Annotated in this window: 15 protein-coding genes; 8 read left to right on the forward strand and 7 right to left on the reverse strand. The window is 61.0% G+C overall.

The window, feature by feature from the left end:
• Positions 1-68 precede the first annotated feature (68 nt).
• On the reverse strand, positions 69-1,229 hold the full coding sequence (gene algW, locus CAG18_RS13120; RefSeq protein ID WP_015271734.1) for a Do family serine endopeptidase AlgW: 1,161 nt from the start codon (positions 1,227-1,229) through the stop codon (positions 69-71).
• Positions 1,230-1,396: 167 nt separating this feature from the next.
• Here algW and CAG18_RS13125 point away from each other — a divergent pair, with 167 nt between their 5' ends.
• The 3 genes from CAG18_RS13125 to cysN all read left to right on the forward strand — a co-directional run bounded on the left by CAG18_RS13125 (position 1,397) and on the right by cysN (position 5,304).
• Positions 1,397-2,155 (forward strand): Nif3-like dinuclear metal center hexameric protein, encoded by a 759-nt coding sequence (locus CAG18_RS13125; RefSeq protein ID WP_015271733.1) that lies wholly within the window; start codon positions 1,397-1,399, stop codon positions 2,153-2,155.
• 313 nt (positions 2,156-2,468) lie between these two features.
• A complete protein-coding gene (gene cysD / locus CAG18_RS13130) occupies positions 2,469-3,386 on the forward strand; it encodes a sulfate adenylyltransferase subunit CysD (protein WP_013974136.1) in 918 nt (305 codons plus the stop codon).
• A gap of 16 nt (positions 3,387-3,402) precedes the next feature.
• On the forward strand, positions 3,403-5,304 hold the full coding sequence (gene cysN, locus CAG18_RS13135) for a sulfate adenylyltransferase subunit CysN (RefSeq protein WP_054573306.1): 1,902 nt from the start codon (positions 3,403-3,405) through the stop codon (positions 5,302-5,304).
• Between the two features lie 212 nt (positions 5,305-5,516).
• Here the strand turns inward: cysN and CAG18_RS13140 are convergent, their stop codons facing one another.
• Genes CAG18_RS13140 through CAG18_RS13150 form a run of 3 tightly spaced genes read right to left on the reverse strand, consistent with a single transcriptional unit; the run spans position 5,517 to position 8,492 of the window.
• The gene (locus CAG18_RS13140; RefSeq protein ID WP_015271731.1) at positions 5,517-5,780 is read right to left on the reverse strand and encodes a bacteriocin immunity protein; all 264 of its coding nucleotides are present in this window, start codon (positions 5,778-5,780) and stop codon (positions 5,517-5,519) included.
• Positions 5,777-8,020 carry an S-type pyocin domain-containing protein gene (locus tag CAG18_RS13145; protein ID WP_085721006.1) on the reverse strand — a complete coding sequence of 748 codons (2,244 nt, stop codon included), beginning with the start codon at positions 8,018-8,020 and terminating at the stop codon, positions 5,777-5,779. Before CAG18_RS13145 ends, CAG18_RS13140 begins: the two co-directional genes overlap by 4 nt.
• Positions 8,013-8,492 carry an Lrp/AsnC family transcriptional regulator gene (locus CAG18_RS13150; protein ID WP_085721007.1) on the reverse strand — a complete coding sequence of 160 codons (480 nt, stop codon included), beginning with the start codon at positions 8,490-8,492 and terminating at the stop codon, positions 8,013-8,015. The genes CAG18_RS13145 and CAG18_RS13150 overlap by 8 nt, the downstream gene beginning before the upstream one ends.
• 127 nt (positions 8,493-8,619) lie before the next feature.
• On the opposite strand from CAG18_RS13150, the gene CAG18_RS13155 reads away from it, so the two are divergent.
• On the forward strand, positions 8,620-9,816 hold the full coding sequence (locus CAG18_RS13155; RefSeq protein WP_085721008.1) for a methionine gamma-lyase: 1,197 nt from the start codon (positions 8,620-8,622) through the stop codon (positions 9,814-9,816).
• Between the two features lie 162 nt (positions 9,817-9,978).
• Here CAG18_RS13155 and CAG18_RS13160 read toward each other — a convergent pair whose 3' ends face one another.
• Entirely contained in the window at positions 9,979-10,413 is a 435-nt protein-coding gene (locus CAG18_RS13160) for a YhcB family protein (RefSeq protein ID WP_003257164.1), read from the reverse strand.
• A 135-nt stretch (positions 10,414-10,548) separates the two neighbouring features.
• On the opposite strand from CAG18_RS13160, the gene CAG18_RS13165 reads away from it, so the two are divergent.
• The 3 genes from CAG18_RS13165 to zapE all read left to right on the forward strand — a co-directional run bounded on the left by CAG18_RS13165 (position 10,549) and on the right by zapE (position 13,820).
• The gene (locus tag CAG18_RS13165) at positions 10,549-11,184 is read left to right on the forward strand and encodes an alpha/beta hydrolase (RefSeq protein ID WP_085721009.1); all 636 of its coding nucleotides are present in this window, start codon (positions 10,549-10,551) and stop codon (positions 11,182-11,184) included.
• 25 nt (positions 11,185-11,209) lie between these two features.
• Entirely contained in the window at positions 11,210-12,559 is a 1,350-nt protein-coding gene (locus CAG18_RS13170; protein WP_085721010.1) for a tryptophan--tRNA ligase, read from the forward strand.
• 166 nt (positions 12,560-12,725) lie between these two features.
• Positions 12,726-13,820 (forward strand): cell division protein ZapE, encoded by a 1,095-nt coding sequence (zapE, locus tag CAG18_RS13175; protein WP_015271725.1) that lies wholly within the window; start codon positions 12,726-12,728, stop codon positions 13,818-13,820.
• A gap of 119 nt (positions 13,821-13,939) precedes the next feature.
• On the opposite strand, the gene CAG18_RS13180 is transcribed toward zapE, so the two are convergent.
• On the reverse strand, positions 13,940-14,860 hold the full coding sequence (locus CAG18_RS13180) for a GlxA family transcriptional regulator (protein WP_169774643.1): 921 nt from the start codon (positions 14,858-14,860) through the stop codon (positions 13,940-13,942).
• A 309-nt stretch (positions 14,861-15,169) separates the two neighbouring features.
• Positions 15,170-16,210 (reverse strand): NADP(H)-dependent aldo-keto reductase, encoded by a 1,041-nt coding sequence (locus tag CAG18_RS13185; protein ID WP_015271724.1) that lies wholly within the window; start codon positions 16,208-16,210, stop codon positions 15,170-15,172.
• Positions 16,211-16,467: 257 nt separating this feature from the next.
• On the opposite strand from CAG18_RS13185, the gene rplM reads away from it, so the two are divergent.
• Entirely contained in the window at positions 16,468-16,896 is a 429-nt protein-coding gene (gene rplM / locus CAG18_RS13190) for a 50S ribosomal protein L13 (RefSeq protein ID WP_003260798.1), read from the forward strand.
• Positions 16,897-16,903 lie beyond the last annotated feature (7 nt).

The following is a 16,903-nucleotide window of genomic DNA, read 5'->3' on the forward strand; positions in this document are numbered from 1 at the left end:
GGAAATGCGATCTCCTGTAGGAGCAGCCTCGTGCTGCGAAGCAGCCCCCCAGAGACCAGATCGCAGCCTTACTTCTCTTCCTTGGCGACTGCCGGCGCCGGTGGTGGCCGCAGGCCCACCTCGGCGATCAGCTTCAACTGCTGCCCATTGCGCATCACCTCGATGGTGATCTTCTCGTTGGGCTTGATCCGCGCCACCTGGTTCATCGACTTGCGCCCGTCACCGGCCGGCTCGCCGTTGATGCTCAGGATCACGTCACCCAGCTGCAGCCCGGCCTTTGCCGCCGGCCCTTCGCGGAAGATGCCCGCCACCACGATGCCCGGGCGGTCCTTCATGCCGAACGATTCGGCCAGTTCCTGGCTCAGTGGCTGTACTTCGATGCCCAGCCAGCCACGGATCACCTGGCCGTGCTCGATGATCGACTTCATCACCTCCAGTGCCAGTTTCACCGGGATGGCGAAGCCGATACCTTGCGAACCGCCGGACTTGGAGAAGATCGCCGTGTTGATGCCGATCAGGTTGCCGTTGGCATCCACAAGCGCACCGCCGGAGTTACCCGGGTTGATCGCCGCGTCGGTCTGGATGAAATCTTCGTAGTTGTTCAGCCCCAGCTGGTTGCGGCCAGTGGCGCTGATGATGCCCATGGTCACGGTCTGGCCGACCCCGAACGGGTTACCGATGGCCAGCGACACGTCACCGATGTGAATGTTGTCGGAGCGGCCGATGGTGATTGCCGGCAGGCTCTTCAGGTCTATCTTCAGCACCGCCAGGTCGGTTTCCGGGTCGCTGCCGATGACCCGGGCCAATGTCTCGCGGCCATCCTTCAGGGCCACGACGATCTGGTCGGCGCCGCTGGTGACATGGTTGTTGGTCAGCAGGTAGCCTTCGGGGCTCATGATCACCGCCGAGCCCAGGCTCGACTCCCAGCGGCGCTGCTTGGGCAGGTTGTCGCCGAAGAAACGGCGGAACTGCGGGTCTTCGAACAGCGGGTGGGCGCTCTTGTTCACCACCTTGGTGGTGTACAGGTTGACCACCGCCGGGGCGGCCAGGGTCACGGCGTCGGCGTAGGATACCGGGCCCTGCATGATCCGCGTGGTCTGCGGTGCCTGCTGCAGGTTGACGTCCTGGCTGGGCAGGCCGACCCACTCCGGGAAGCGCTGGATGATCAGCATGGCGATCAGTACGCCGGTAAGCAGGGGCCAGCCAAAATAACGCAAAGCCTTGAACATGAATGAATCCTGGAAATAGCCGGGGACGATGACCGTGCGGTGGGCATGAGCGCGCGCGATCATACACCGGTTCCCCCAGTGCCGGCGACGGCCCATAATGGCCGGCATTATACGGGCGTTGCATGGGCGTTGTGCCCGAGAAAAACGCAGATTTCGAGGAGATTTTCATGGCCGTCGCTCTGAACACCCTGGTCGAGGAAGCCGAGCGTTACCTGGGCAGCGCGAAGATCCAGGATTATTGCCCCAACGGCCTGCAGGTCGAAGGCCGGCCGCAGGTCAGCCGCATCGTCAGCGGCGTTACCGCCAGCCAGGCGTTGCTGGATGCGGCAGTCGAAGCCGAGGCCGACCTGGTGCTGGTGCACCATGGCTACTTCTGGAAGGGAGAGAACCCTTGCGTCACCGGCATCCGGCAGCGCCGGCTGAAAACCCTGTTGAACAACGACATCAGTCTGCTGGCGTTCCACCTGCCGCTGGACGTGCACCCGGACGTGGGCAACAACGTGCAACTGGCGCGGCAACTGGACATCACCGTCGAAGGGCCGCTGGACCCGGAGAACCCCAAGGTGGTCGGCCTGGTCGGCTCGCTGGCCGAGCCGATGACTGCGCTCGACTTCGCCCGGCGAGTGCGGGAGGTTCTGGGGCGTGAGCCTTTGCTGGTAGAGGGTGAGCAGATGATCCGGCGGGTCGGCTGGTGCACCGGAGGCGGGCAGGGCTACATCGACACGGCGATCGCGGCCGGGGTGGACCTGTACCTGACCGGCGAGGCGTCGGAGCAGACCTACCATAGTGCCCGCGAGAATGGCGTCAGCTTCATTGCCGCCGGGCACCATGCCACCGAGCGGTATGGGGTGCAGGCGCTGGGTGATTACCTGGCGCGGCGCTTTGCCGTGGAGCACCTGTTCATCGATTGCCCGAACCCGATCTGACATCGGCGTCGCCTTCTTCGCGGATACAGTGTTGATGGCGCGGTCCCTGTAGGAGCAGCCTTGTGCTGCGAAGAGGCCAGTGAGGCAAAAGAGCTTTTTGGGCAGTAACGGCCTCTTCGCAGCACAAGGCTGCTCCTACAGATCCTGTGCATGTCCAGAGACCAATACCGGGCCTGCCAGCCCAAACCCCCAGTCATATCGTTAGACTTTTTCGATCTAGCCAGCCTCCTAAATAGAAGCAGCCGCTGTGATAAAGTGGCTCGCTCGAACACGGCCCGCAGGCCGTCCATAAGATCGTTTTTCGTGAGTAGCCATGGTCGACAAACTGACGCACTTGAAACAGCTGGAGGCGGAGAGCATCCACATCATCCGCGAGGTGGCCGCCGAGTTCGACAACCCGGTGATGCTGTACTCGATCGGCAAGGACTCCGCCGTGATGCTGCACCTGGCGCGCAAGGCCTTTTTCCCAGGCAAGTTGCCGTTCCCGGTGATGCACGTCGACACCCAGTGGAAATTCCAGGAGATGTACAGCTTCCGCGACAAGATGGTCGAGGAAATGGGCCTGGAGCTGATCACCCACGTCAACCCCGAGGGTGTGGCGCAGGGCATCAACCCGTTCACCCATGGCAGCTCCAAGCACACCGACATCATGAAGACCCAGGGCCTGAAGCAGGCGCTGGACAAGCATGGTTTCGATGCCGCCTTCGGTGGTGCGCGCCGCGACGAAGAGAAGTCGCGGGCCAAGGAGCGCGTGTACTCGTTCCGTGACAGCAAGCACCGCTGGGACCCGAAGAACCAGCGCCCGGAACTGTGGAACGTGTACAACGGCAAGGTCAACAAGGGCGAGTCGATCCGCGTCTTCCCGCTGTCGAACTGGACCGAGCTGGACATCTGGCAGTACATCTACCTCGAAGGCATCCCGATCGTGCCGCTGTACTTCGCCGCCGAGCGTGAAGTCATCGAGAAGAACGGCACCCTGATCATGATCGACGACGAGCGCATCCTCGAACATCTTACCGATGAAGAGAAAGCGCGCATCGTCAAGAAAAAGGTGCGTTTCCGTACCCTTGGCTGCTACCCGTTGACGGGTGCTGTCGAGTCGGAAGCCGAGACGCTCACCGACATCATTCAGGAAATGCTCCTGACGCGCACTTCCGAGCGCCAGGGCCGAGTCATCGACCACGATGGCGCCGGTTCCATGGAAGACAAGAAACGTCAGGGCTACTTCTAATTTTCAGGGTTACTCCATGTCGCACCAATCCGATTTGATCAGCGAAGACATCCTCGCTTATCTGGCTCAGCACGAGCGCAAAGAACTGCTGCGTTTTCTCACCTGCGGCAACGTGGATGACGGCAAGAGCACCCTGATCGGGCGCTTGCTGCATGACTCGAAGATGATCTACGAGGACCACCTCGAGGCCATCACTCGCGATTCGAAAAAGGTCGGCACCACCGGCGAGGAAGTCGACCTGGCGCTGCTGGTCGACGGTCTGCAGGCCGAGCGCGAGCAGGGCATCACCATCGATGTCGCCTACCGCTATTTCTCCACCGCCAAGCGCAAGTTCATCATTGCCGACACCCCGGGCCACGAGCAGTACACCCGCAACATGGCTACCGGCGCGTCCACCTGCGACCTGGCGATCATCCTGGTCGATGCCCGCTACGGCGTGCAGACCCAGACTCGCCGCCACAGCTACATTGCCTCGTTGCTGGGCATCAAGCACATCGTGGTCGCGGTCAACAAGATGGACCTCAAGGGCTTCGATCAGGGCGTTTTCGAATCGATCAAGGCCGACTACCTGAAGTTCGCCGAAGCCATCAACCTGGTGCCGAGCAGCCTGCACTTCGTGCCGATGTCGGCGCTCAAGGGCGACAACGTGGTCAACCACAGCGAGCGTTCGCCGTGGTATGCCGGCCCGACGTTGATGGAAATCCTCGAAACCGTCGAAGTGTCGGCCGACCGCAACTTCACCGACCTGCGCTTCCCGGTGCAGTACGTCAACCGTCCCAACCTGAACTTCCGCGGTTTCGCCGGCACCATCGCCAGCGGCGTGGTGCACAAGGGTGACGAAATCGTCGTGCTGCCGTCGGGCAAGAGCAGCCGCGTCAAGTCCATCGTCACCTACGAAGGCGAGCTGGAAAACGCAGGCCCCGGCCAGGCCGTGACCCTGACCATGGAAGACGAGATCGACATCTCCCGTGGCGACCTGCTGGTGCATGCCGACAACGTCCCGCCGGTCACCGACCAGTTCGACGCCATGCTGGTGTGGATGGCCGAGGAGCCGATGCTCCCGGGCAAGAAATACGACATCAAGCGCGCCACCAGCTACGTGCCGGGCTCGATTGCCAGCATCACCCACAAGGTCGATGTGAACACCCTGGAGCAGGGCGCTGCCAGCGCGTTGCAACTGAACGAGATCGGCCGCGTCAAGGTGTCCCTGGACGCCTCGATTGCCCTGGACGGTTACGAAAGCAACCGCACCACCGGTGCGTTCATCGTCATCGACCGGCTGACCAACGGCACGGTCGGCGCCGGCATGATCATCGCCCCGCCAGTCCTGCCGCACGGCAGCACCGGCCATCATGGCAAGCTGTGCCATGTGGCCACCGAAGAGCGCGCCCTGCGCTTCGGCCAGCAGCCTGCCACCGTGCTGTTCAGTGGCCTGTCCGGCGCTGGCAAGAGCACCCTGGCCTACGCCGTGGAGCGCAAGCTGTTCGACATGGGCCGTGCAGTGTACGTGCTCGACGGCCAGAACCTGCGCCATGACCTGAACAAGGGTTTGCCGCAGGACCGTGCCGGCCGCACCGAGAACTGGCGCCGCGCCGCCCATGTGGCGCGCCAGTTCAACGAAGCCGGTCTGCTGACTCTTGCCGCGTTCGTGGCCCCGGATGCAGAAGGCCGCGAACAGGCCAAGGCATTGATCGGCAAGGAGCGCCTGGTGACCGTTTACGTCCAGGCCTCGCCGCTGGCCTGCCGTGAGCGTGACCCGCAAGGCTTGTACGCTGCTGGTGGCGACAACATCCCGGGCGAAAGCTTCCCGTACGATGTGCCGCTGGATGCCGACCTTGTGATCGATACCCAGGCCACGAGCGTGGATGAGGGCGTGAAGCAGGTGCTGGACGTGCTGCGTCAGCGTGGCGCGATCTAAGCGCCCCTGCAAGAAAAAACCCGCCTCGGCGGGTTTTTTTATCCTGCTATTTATAGCCGCCAAAGCCAGCGGCCTTGAGATACTGGTCGGTAAATAGGCGACCGTTGCGGCCATTGCCCAAAACGCGCTTGGCGCAGCCTTCCTGTGGATGTTTGGAAATTTTTACTGAGTTGCGCTTTGGTGGTACAGCCCGCGTGAGCGGGGTGTCGAATTCATTCTGGTTTGAATCCTGGCTTGCCGTTGGCTGCACGCCACTCTTTTATTATGCGTAGAATTTCTTCAGGCGTGTCAAGGCCGTCTGCTTCAGGCCAATAAATTAGGTCTGACCCGTTGGGGTGTTCGCTCAGAGTCTTGAATGCCATGATTTGTGCGTCAAGTTCTTGATCGCTTATGTTGTCTGGTGGGTTGATTATTGATTTGATGAAATTCAAGAAGTCAAGTTCTGTATATTCGGAGATCGTGGCTTTTTGAGTCATTCGGAGGCCCCATAGTGAATGGCATGATGCGCCGCTGGTGTAACTACTCTTAAGTTGTCTACGTCGTATACAGCCCCGCTCTCGGAAATTGGAATCACGTGGTGGAGTATGAAGGTTGCGTGACCTTTGTGGTGATCTTTGTCACGCGCTCTGGGCGCGCGCCCTTTGGCGATGAGACTCTTGTTTGCATCATTGAATTGGCTAGAAAGCTCTGGGGTATCGGATAACGCCTTCCAGAATGCGGTTCTGAACTCATCGAAGTCTCGAAACTCTCTTCCCCTCAGCGCATTTGCAATTTGTGTCGGGATTTTTGCTCCGGCCCCTCTGGTTATGTCCCCAAGCCAGATGCCATCGATCTCCGCCCCTGAGCCCATGACAATACCTGGCTCATATCGCGGACTCTTGAACACCACCAGAATAGGCGGTAATCCCGAGTCCATGGGGAAGGTAATGATCAGCCGTTCCTGATCCAGCAGATCAAGCGCGGGGTAGCCTTCCTGTTCGTTATTCACAGGGTTCAGGCTGCTACCGGCATAGACGATGGTGCCTGGGGGTAGTTGCGGAAGGCTGGTGGAACTTCCTTGCTCACCACCCGGAGCACTGGCAGGTGTCCACGTCAGAATCCGCTGAGGATTGTCCAGCGCCAGGCTGTACACCTGCCGTTCCGTGTCGAACGTTGCTGCACGAACCGCTACCGGTTTGCCGCCTGGCACCACATACAGGTCCAGGGTGTCTTCGCTTTCGGCCCCTGCCATGAGATACGGTAAGTCGATACTGGTGGATGTTGCGGCCAACGCGGCAATGTCTGGCCCGTCAGGTGGTACCAGGCTGGATAGTGGGGTGCTGATGAGGTAGTGGCGTTCGCTGTTGCCCAGTGTCGATGGCCAGGCCATTGCGAGGGTGCCAACGGAAAGCGAGCGAAGAGAAACAGCAACCAGACGACTGATCGCCGAAGTTATTGCTTTGCTCAACGCTGTGTACGATGTTTCGGCAATTGCAAAGGTTGCAGCGCCGATGGGGATTACGGCTGGCGCTGATCCTGCAAGCTGCGCCTGGTGGTTATAGCGCACGCGCTGGCGTATAGCCTCCTGCCATTGTTGCTCGGCTTCCGCCGCCGAGCGCTCAGCTTCGGCCTGCTGGCGCGCAGCTTCTTCTTGTGCGGCGAGTTGCCCTTGCAGGCTCTCTACCTCAACGGCGCGCTGCACCAGGTTTTGCGTGGCACTTGTGTAGACACCCAGAAACCGGATCGATTCGGTCAGAGCAAGCGCCTGGTGATACTCCTTCCAGCGTGGACCGGCACGCCGTAACCGCTGCTCATCCACGAGGTGCAGAAGCCCTTCGAGTTGCGGCTTTGACAGAGGGCCGTTGATTTGAGGGTTTTGGTCCGGGTATGACGGGATTTGCGATTGTTTGCCCTGGATCAGGGCAACAGCAGTGGCTAGATAAGCACTGAGTGCCTGAACGAGCGAGAGTGCGTCGTCAATGACTGTCTGCCCCAACTCGTGCTGAATAACACTGGGCAAGCAGTTGAAATGAATTTGCCGCTCTGCATGGATTTGCGCTGTTCTTCGGGCAATGGCCTGCGACAAGTCCATCGGCTGATGACTCAGCTCATCCTGATCCACTTGTGTTGCCAGGCTTTCCAGGTCATCTGCCAGTGCCTGAATCTTGAGTGCTTCAAGATGCAGGCGATAGGCGCCATCCCATGAACTGTGCAGTTTGGCGCCCCATTCTGCCCCCAGTTCTTCACCCGTTGTTGCGGCGAAAAAGCCCGGGTCGAGAAATCGGCTCATCATTGAATCACCGCGTTTATAGAACGCGGGTGCACCGAAATAACTGTTGGCGTCGGGCAGGATCTGTAGATAAAGATCACGCATCTGATTGATGCGTGTGGTGAGAATGACCTGCTCGGCTGATGCCGCTGTCAGAGGGGCGCCTGCCTGGCTCGCTTCCGCTTTTATTTGGGACTTCAATGCTGCAATTGTGCTTGGCAGCTGGTTCGTCTCTTGACGGTATTTTTCCAAATAATCTTTTTCAATGACATGGTATTCCTCTGCGAACACCTTTCGAGTGGAAATTACGCGTGCAATATCGCTTTTGGTTGGACTGGTCCCGCGAGGATACCCGTCGCTAAGCCCCCAGCCACCTCCCCCCGGCCCACCACCACCGCCAATATAATGCAGCTCAATGCCCGTTGGTGGCTGCGCACCCTGGCGTGCTGAAAGACCTGTCCTAGATATGTTTTTCCGACACCGGTATCACCCGTTTTTCCTTCACCGCTTTGTACGAAAAACTCGAGTAGATCTCCTTCACCCCCGGTAACCGCTGCAGCACTTCGCGGGTGAATTCGCCGAACGACTCCAGGTCCCGCGCCAGGATCTCCAGCAGAAAATCATACCTCCCGGAAATGTTGTGGCAGGCAACGATCTCGGGAATCTCCATCAACCGCTGCTCGAACGCCAGCGCCATGTCCTTGGTGTGCGAGTCCATCATGATGCTGACGAACGCGGTCACGCCAAATCCCAGCGACTTGGGCGAGAGGATGGCCTGGTAGCCGGTGATGTAGCCGTTGTCCTCCAGCAACTTGACCCGCCGCCAGCACGGCGAGGTTGTCAGCGCTACCTGGTCGGCAAGTTCGGCAATGGTGAGGCGGGCATTGTCCTGCAGGGCAGCGAGCAGGGCGCGGTCGGTGCGGTCGAGGCGTGAAGGCATGTTTTGCCCTCCTGGTCCGGTAATTATTGTTTTTATTCCAACAAGTACGCGTATGCGTGGGCCATTTTGGAAAAAATCGGGCAGCTCGGTGGCATAAGCTTATAGCAAACCACAAGAGGCTGTTGCCATGCGCGACTCCCATAACAACACCGGTTTTTCCACGCGGGCCATTCACCATGGCTACGATCCGCTTTCCCACAATGGCGCCCTGGTGCCGCCGGTGTACCAGACCGCTACCTATGCCTTCCCCACAGTCGAATACGGTGCTGCTTGCTTCGCCGGGGAGGAGCCGGGGCATTTCTACAGCCGCATTTCCAACCCTACCTTGGCTCTGCTGGAGCAGCGCATGGCCTCGCTGGAGGGCGGCGAGGCGGGGCTGGCATTGGCGTCGGGCATGGGGGCCATCACCTCGACGATCTGGACCCTGTTGCGCCCTGGTGATGAGCTGATCGTCGGGCGCACATTGTACGGCTGCACTTTTGCTTTCCTGCACCATGGCATTGGCGAATTCGGCGTGAAAATCCGCCATGTCGACCTGAACGATGCCAAGGCCCTGAAAGCGGCGATCAACAGCAAGACGCGGTTGATCTACTTCGAAACGCCGGCCAACCCCAACATGCAGCTGGTGGATATCGCCGCGGTGGCCGAGGCGGTGCGCGGGCATGATGTGCATGTCGTGGTCGACAACACCTACTGCACGCCCTACCTGCAGCGGCCGCTGGAGCTGGGAGCGGACCTGGTGGTGCATTCGGCGACCAAGTACCTGAGTGGCCACGGCGATATCACTGCCGGTCTGGTGGTGGGGCGCAAGGCGCTGGTCGACCGCATTCGCCTGGAAGGGCTGAAGGACATGACCGGGGCGGTGCTGTCACCCCACGATGCGGCGCTGCTGATGCGCGGTATCAAGACCTTGGCCCTGCGCATGGACCGACATTGCGCCAATGCCCAGCAGGTGGCGGAGTTTCTGGCTCGGCAGCCGCAGGTGGAGCTGATTCACTACCCAGGTTTGCCGTCGTTTGCCCAGTACGAGCTGGCGCAGCGGCAGATGCGTTTGCCGGGCGGGATGATCGCCTTCGAGCTCAAGGGGGGGATCGAGGCCGGGCGCAGGTTCATGAATGCTCTGCAACTGTTTGCGCGGGCGGTGAGCCTGGGCGATGCCGAGTCGCTGGCGCAGCATCCGGCGAGCATGACGCACTCAAGCTATACCGCGCAGGAGCGGGCCCATCACGGGATATCGGAGGGGCTGGTGCGCCTGTCGGTGGGGCTGGAGGACGTGGAGGACCTGCTGGCGGATGTCGAGCAGGCATTGCAGGCCTGCAGCTAGGTTGCCTGGGCCGACCTCTTCGCGGGTAAACCCGCTCCTACAGGTCAGGCGCAGTATTTGAAACCTGCGCCGCCCCTGTGGGAGCGGGTTCACCCGCGAAGAGGCCAGTGAATCCAGCCCATGAAAAAGGCCTCTTGCGAGGCCTTTGTCATTTTCTGCAGATCAGCGCTTCAGCCCGTAGCTCTCGTCAAGCATGCCCGGCGAGTTCGGTGCTTTCGGCGCGTAGTCGCGTGGCACTTCGGCGTCCTTCGGCGGGGTCAAACGGTCGCGTGGGCCTTGCGCTGCCTCGGAGTGCAGGGCTGCCAGCAAGCGTTGGCGAGTGACGTCGTCCAGGGCCAGGCTGTTGGCGCCTTCGGCCAGGTGGTCCTGCACGTCCTGATAGCTTTGGGTCAGTTTCTTGACCAGCACGGCCGTGCTGTTGAAATGAGTAACCACTTCGTTCTGATAGCTGTCGAAGCGCTTCTGGATATCATCCAGTTGACGCTGGGTGCTGCTCGGCGCGGCATTGGGCAGCAGGCGAGCGACGACGAACCCAACCACCACGCCGATGACCAGGGCCAGGGTCGGCAACAACCAAACAAGGAGCGAGAGTTCCACGAGTCCTTCCTCTATAAACGGCTTTGCTTTACGTTAACGGCTCAGACCTGCGCTGTATACCGCGAGCGATCGCAAATCAGAACAGAATTCCTCATCTAGACGAATCGACCCCTCCCGAGGTCACGGAGTAGTGCCTTGCTTGTCCGCGAAACCCCCTTGTTCATCGATGGCCCCAGCGGCCAGCTGGAAGCCTTGTACCTGGACGTGGCCAATGCCCGTGGCGTGGTGCTGATCTGCCACCCCAACCCGGTCCAGGGCGGCACCATGCTCAACAAGGTGGTCTCGACCCTGCAGCGCACCGCCCGTGACGCCGGCTACGTGACCTTGCGGTTCAACTACCGTGGCGTCGGGCAGAGCGCAGGCACCCATGACATGGGCGCTGGCGAAGTGGCCGATGCCGAGGCCGCTGCGGCCTGGCTGCGCGAAAAGCACCTGGGCCTGCCGCTGGTGCTGATGGGTTTCTCGTTCGGCGGCTTCGTCGCCACCAGCCTGGCCGGCCGCCTGGAAGCTGCCGGAGTAGAGCTGCAACAGCTGTTCATGATCGCCCCGGCGGTCATGCGCCTGACGGCGGAGTTCCCGCTGCCGCAGCGCTGCCCGATCACCGTGGTGCAGCCGGACGCCGACGAAGTCGTCGCGCCGCAGCTGGTTTACGATTGGTCCGACAGCCTGTCGCGCCCCCATGAGCTGCTGAAAGTGGCAGAATGCGGACACTTCTTCCATGGCAAGCTGACCGATCTGAAGGATCTGCTGCTGCCGCGCCTTTCGAACTGAGCCAAGCCTGAATAAGCGAACACCCATGACCACGCGCATTCTCACCGGTATCACCACCACCGGCACTCCGCACCTGGGCAACTACGCCGGCGCCATCCGCCCGGCGATCCGTGCCAGCCAGCAGCCCGGTGTCGACTCGTTCTACTTCCTGGCCGACTACCACGCCCTGATCAAGTGCGACGACCCGCTGCGCATCCAGCGTTCGCGCCTGGAAATCGCCGCCACCTGGCTGGCCGGCGGTCTCGATGCGGACAAGGTGACCTTCTACCGCCAGTCCGATATCCCGGAAATCCCCGAGCTGACCTGGCTGCTGACCTGCGTCAGCGCCAAGGGCCTGCTCAACCGTGCACACGCCTACAAGGCCTCGGTGGACAAGAACCTGGAAAATGGCGAAGACCCGGATGCCGGCGTGACCATGGGCCTGTACAGCTACCCGGTGCTGATGGCTGCGGACATCCTGATGTTCAATGCCAACAAGGTGCCGGTCGGTCGTGACCAGATCCAGCACGTGGAAATGGCCCGCGACATCGGTCAGCGCTTCAACCACCTGTTCGGCCAGGGCAAGGACTTCTTCGCCCTGCCGGAAGCGGTGATCGAGGAGAGCGTGGCGACCCTGCCGGGCCTGGACGGGCGCAAGATGTCCAAGAGCTACGACAACACCATCCCGCTATTCACCAGCGCCAAGGAGATGAAAGACGCCATCTCGCGCATCGTCACCGACTCGCGTGCGCCTGGCGAAGCCAAAGACCCGGACAACGCGCACCTGTTCACCCTGTTCCAGGCCTTCTCGACGCCGGCGCAGTGCGCGGAGTTCCGTGACGAGCTGCTGCAGGGCCTGGGCTGGGGCGAGGCCAAGCAGCGGCTGTTCCAGCTGCTGGACGGCCAGCTGGCCGAGAAGCGCGAGTACTACCACCAGCTGATCGCCCGTCCGGCGGACCTGGAAGACATCCTGCTGGCCGGCGCTGCCAAGGCTCGCAAGATCGCCACGCCATTCCTCGAGCAGCTGCGCGAGGCCGTTGGCCTGCGTTCGTTCCGTAGCAGCGTGCAGGCCAGCACCGAAGTGAAGAAGAAGGCCGCCAAGAGTGCGCGTTTCGTCAGCTTCCGCGATGAAGACGGCAGCTTCCGCTTCCGCCTGCTTGCCGCTGATGGCGAGCAACTGCTGCTGTCGCGCAGCTTCGCCGACGGCAAGAGCGCCGGCGCCGTGAGCAAGCAGCTGCAGCAAGGTGGCGAGGCGGATGTACGCGTCGAAGGCCTGGGTTTCGGTCTGTGGCTGAACGGTGAACAGGTTGCCGAGGGGCCGCAGTTCGACAGCGCCGAAGCCCGTGATTCGGCCATCGAAAGCCTGCGTGCAGCGCTTGTTCCACAATCGGACTGAAGATGGTGAAACTGTGGGAGCGGGCGTGCCCGCGAAACAGGCGCCGCGTTGCATGGCACCGGCTTTGCCGGTGTTCGCGGGCACGCCCGCTCCCACAGACTGATTGCCATTAAGCGGGCCTGTCGCTACAGTGACGGCCCGTTTTTTGTTGCCTCGCTAACGAATCATGACGCCCCTAGAACGATATCAAGCAGATCTGAAACGTCCCGACTTCTTCCATGACGCGGCGCAGGAAACTGCGGTGCGTCACCTGCAGCGCCTGTACGATGACCTGGTACACGCGCAGAACAACAAGCCGGGTGTGTTCGGCAAGCTGTTCGGCAAGAAGGAGCAGACCCCCGTCAAGGGCCTGTACTTCTGGGGTGGGGTAGGGCGCGGCAAGACCTATCTGGTCGATACCTTCTTCGAGGCGCTGCCGTTCAAGCAGAAGATGCGCACGCACTTCCACCGCTTCATGAAGCGTGTGCACGAGGAAATGAAAACCCTCAAGGGCGAGAAGAACCCGCTGACCATCATTGCCAAGCGCTTCAGCGAAGAAGCCAAGGTCATCTGTTTCGACGAATTCTTTGTGTCGGACATTACCGACGCGATGATTCTCGGCACCCTGATGGAGGAGTTGTTCAAGAACGGCGTATCGCTGGTGGCTACCTCCAACATCGTGCCTGACGGCCTGTACAAGGACGGCCTGCAGCGCGCGCGCTTCCTGCCGGCCATCGCCATGATCAAGCAGTACACCGACGTGGTGAACGTCGACAGCGGGGTCGACTATCGTCTGCGTCACCTCGAGCAGGCCGAACTGTACCACTACCCGCTCGATGAGGCGGCGCACCAGAGCCTGCGCGCCAGCTTCAAGGCCTTGACTCCTGAGTGCACCCAGGCGGTCGAGAACGACGTGCTGATGATCGAGAATCGCCCGATCCAGGCCCTGCTGACCTGTGACGATGTGGCCTGGTTCGACTTCCGCGCGCTGTGCGACGGCCCTCGTAGCCAGAACGACTACATCGAACTGGGCAAGATCTTCCATGCCGTGCTGTTGAGCAACGTGGAGCAGATGGGCGTCACCACCGACGACATCGCCCGCCGCTTCATCAACATGGTGGACGAGTTCTACGACCGCAACGTCAAGCTGATCATCTCGGCCGAGGTGGAGCTGAAGGACCTGTATACCGGTGGGCGCTTGGCCTTCGAGTTCCAGCGTACCCTGAGCCGCTTGCTGGAGATGCAGTCGCACGAGTTCCTGGCGCGGGCGCACAAGCCCTGAAATTGCCGGGGCCGCTTTGCGGCCCTTTCGCGACACAAGGCCGCTCCTACAGGATCACGCGATTCCATGTAGGAGCGGCCTTGTGTCGCGAAAGGGCTGCAAAGCAGCCCCAGAAGGCCTCAAGCCTCCTGCATGAACTGCTGCCGATACTGGTTCGGCGACAGCTCGGTATGCTGACGGAACAGCCGCGCAAAGAAACTGGCATCGTCATAGCCCACCTCATAACTGATGGTCTTGATGCTCTTGCGCGTGCTCGACAACAAGCCCTTGGCCGTCTCGATCCTCAACCGTTGCAGGTAGTGCAGCGGCTTGTCACCCGTAGCGCTCTGGAAACGCCGCATGAAATTGCGAATGCTCATGCCGTGGTTGCGAGCCACGTCCTCGAAGCGGAACTTGTCGGCGAAGTGTTCTTCCAGCCAGTGCTGTATCTGCAGGATGATCAGGTCCTGGTGCAGCTTCTGCCCGCCAAAGCCCATGCGTCCCGGGGTGTAATTGCGCTGCACTTCGTAGAGGATGTCGCGGGACACGGCGCGGGCCACGTTGGCGCCGCAGAAGCGTTCGATCAGGTAGATGTACAGGTCGCAGGCTGAAGTGGTCCCGCCGGCGCAATAGAGGTTGTCTGCATCAGTCAGATGCTTGTCCTGGTTCAGCCGGATCTTCGGGAAGCGTTCGGCAAAGCTGTTGAAGAAGCGCCAGTAGGTGGTCGCTTCCTTGCCATCGAGCAGGCCGGACTCGGCCAGCCAGAATACGCCACTGGCCTCGGCGCACAGCACCGAGCCACGGGCATGCTGTTCACGCAGCCACGGCAGTACCTGTGGATAACGTTGCAGCAGGTTGTCGAAGTCATCCCAGAAGGCCGGAAGGATGATCACGTCTGCGTCGTCAAGGCCGCCTTCGACTGGCAACTGCACATTGCTGAAGCTGTCCACGGGCTGGCCGTCCGGGCTCACCAGGCGAATCTCGAACATGGGCTGCAGGCCCAGGCCCAGTTGCTTGCTGTAGCGCAAGCTGGCGAGGTGGAAGAAATCCTTGGCCTGCATCAAGGTCGAAGCGAACACCTTGTCAATGGCCAGGATGCTGACGCGCCGCAGCGACGCGGAGGGTTGGGTAAACATCATTGTCATTGTTCTTATAGGGTAGAGTGGTCAATCACCGGCTGGATCGTCTTATTTTTTGGCGATTGTGTCTAGCCTGTGCAGCAGAGGGGCAGCGCCAACCGGTAGGAGCAGCCTTGTGCTGCGAAGAGGCCATTGCTGCCACAGGCAACCTTCAGCCATACAGACCTCTTCGCAGCACAAGGCTGCTCCTGCAGGTGTCCCACAGGCCTCGAAGTGGGCACAGGGTCCGGCTCAAGGCGCCGGGTTCGGTTGCTCCTGGTGAATCGCCTCGATCGCCGCCAGCAGCTCATCACTCAGGCTCAGCTCGAGGCTGGCAAGGTTGCTGTCCAGCTGTTCGAGGCTGGTCGCGCCAATGATATTGCTGGTCACGAACGGCTGCCGGGTAACGAACGCCAGGGCCATCTGCGCCGGGTCCAGGCCGTGCTCGCGGGCCAGCTGCACATAGCGGCTGCAGGCCGCCACGGTCTGTGGGTTGGAATAGCGGGCAAAGCGGCTGAACAGGGTCAGGCGTGCGTTTTCCGGGCGTGCGCCGTTCTCGTATTTGCCGGAGAGCATGCCGAACGCCAGCGGCGAATAGGCCAGCAGGCCGCATTGCTCGCGGATGGCCACTTCCGCAAGGCCCACCTCGAAGCTGCGGTTGAGCAGGTTGTAAGGGTTCTGGATTGATACCGCTCGCGGCCAGCCGCGGCTTTCAGCCAGTTGCAGGAACTTCATGGTGCCCCACGGCGTTTCGTTGGACAGGCCGATGTGGCGGATCTTGCCCGCGCGTACCTGCTCGTCGAGCACTTCGAGGGTTTCTTCCAGCGGGGTGAAGTGGTCCTGTGGCAAATGCTGGTAGCCCAGCTTGCCGAAGAAGTTGGTGCTGCGCTCGGGCCAGTGCAGCTGGTACAGGTCGATGCGGTCGGTCTGCAGGCGCTTGAGACTCTCGTCCAGCGCCGCGACGATATGCTGGCGGTTGTGCTTGAGCTGGCCGTCGCGAATGTGGCTGATGCCGTTGCCGGGGCCGGCGACCTTGCTGGCCAGCACCCAGTCGTCGCGATCGCCATTGTCACGGAACCAGTTGCCTATGATGCGCTCGGTGGCGGCGTAGGTTTCGGGGCGGGGCGGCACCGGGTACATTTCGGCGGTGTCGATGAAGTTGACCCCGGCGGCCTTGGCCCGGGCAATCTGCTCGAAGGCCTCGGCCTGACTGTTCTGTTCGCCCCAGGTCATGGTTCCAAGGCACAGGGCGCTGACATTGAGGTCGGTACGGCCAAGCTGGCGGTATTCCATCGGATAGACACTCCTTGGCAAAGAAGCCCATCAAAGCAGGTTGAAATTTTTCGCGCAATCTGGATAATTCGGCACCTCTCCGTGTGGCGGAAGTGATGCACCACCACGCAGGAAGAACCCCGTCGAACATTGGCGTGCCTGACCCGAGCCCCCAAAAGCGTCAGCGTTCGGCTGCGCGCTTGCCCTTGGCAAGCTGTGCACTATCCAGTAAGATTCGCCGTCTATTTTTCGCTGGGCGGCCTCTGAGGCTTTAGAGAATGAAAACTTTTACTGCTAAACCGGAAACAGTAAAGCGCGAGTGGTTCGTAGTCGACGCCGCTGGCCAGACCCTGGGTCGTCTGGCTACCGAAATCGCTAGCCGTCTGCGTGGCAAACACAAGCCAGAATACACCCCTCACGTTGACACCGGCGACTACATCGTCGTTATCAACGCCGAGCAGGTTCGTGTGACTGGTGCCAAGTCTTCCGACAAGATGTACTACTCCCACTCCGGTTTCCCGGGCGGTATCAAGGAAATCAACTTCGAGAAGTTGATCGCCAAGGCCCCTGAGCGTGTTATCGAAACTGCGGTCAAAGGCATGCTGCCGAAGAACCCGCTGGGTCGCGACATGTACCGCAAGCTGAAAGTGTACGCGGGTGCTGCTCACCCACACACTGCTCAGCAGCCTCAAGAACTGAAGATCTAACGGGATA

Source organism: Pseudomonas sp. B22(2017) (genome assembly GCF_002113105.1).
Classification (GTDB): domain Bacteria; phylum Pseudomonadota; class Gammaproteobacteria; order Pseudomonadales; family Pseudomonadaceae; genus Aquipseudomonas; species Aquipseudomonas asiatica.

What these genes read in the sequence shown, in the direction of transcription:
- algW (WP_015271734.1), bottom strand. Translation starts at nt 1,229, where the DNA reads ATGTTCAAGGCTTTGCGTTATTTTGGCTGGCCCCTGCTTACCGGCGTA.
- CAG18_RS13125 (WP_015271733.1), top strand. Translation starts at nt 1,397, where the DNA reads ATGGCCGTCGCTCTGAACACCCTGGTCGAGGAAGCCGAGCGTTACCTG.
- cysD (WP_013974136.1), top strand. Translation starts at nt 2,469, where the DNA reads ATGGTCGACAAACTGACGCACTTGAAACAGCTGGAGGCGGAGAGCATC.
- cysN (WP_054573306.1), top strand. Translation starts at nt 3,403, where the DNA reads ATGTCGCACCAATCCGATTTGATCAGCGAAGACATCCTCGCTTATCTG.
- CAG18_RS13140 (WP_015271731.1), bottom strand. Translation starts at nt 5,780, where the DNA reads ATGACTCAAAAAGCCACGATCTCCGAATATACAGAACTTGACTTCTTG.
- CAG18_RS13150 (WP_085721007.1), bottom strand. Translation starts at nt 8,492, where the DNA reads ATGCCTTCACGCCTCGACCGCACCGACCGCGCCCTGCTCGCTGCCCTG.
- CAG18_RS13155 (WP_085721008.1), top strand. Translation starts at nt 8,620, where the DNA reads ATGCGCGACTCCCATAACAACACCGGTTTTTCCACGCGGGCCATTCAC.
- CAG18_RS13170 (WP_085721010.1), top strand. Translation starts at nt 11,210, where the DNA reads ATGACCACGCGCATTCTCACCGGTATCACCACCACCGGCACTCCGCAC.
- zapE (WP_015271725.1), top strand. Translation starts at nt 12,726, where the DNA reads ATGACGCCCCTAGAACGATATCAAGCAGATCTGAAACGTCCCGACTTC.
- CAG18_RS13180 (WP_169774643.1), bottom strand. Translation starts at nt 14,860, where the DNA reads ATGCAGGCCAAGGATTTCTTCCACCTCGCCAGCTTGCGCTACAGCAAG.
- CAG18_RS13185 (WP_015271724.1), bottom strand. Translation starts at nt 16,210, where the DNA reads ATGGAATACCGCCAGCTTGGCCGTACCGACCTCAATGTCAGCGCCCTG.
- rplM (WP_003260798.1), top strand. Translation starts at nt 16,468, where the DNA reads ATGAAAACTTTTACTGCTAAACCGGAAACAGTAAAGCGCGAGTGGTTC.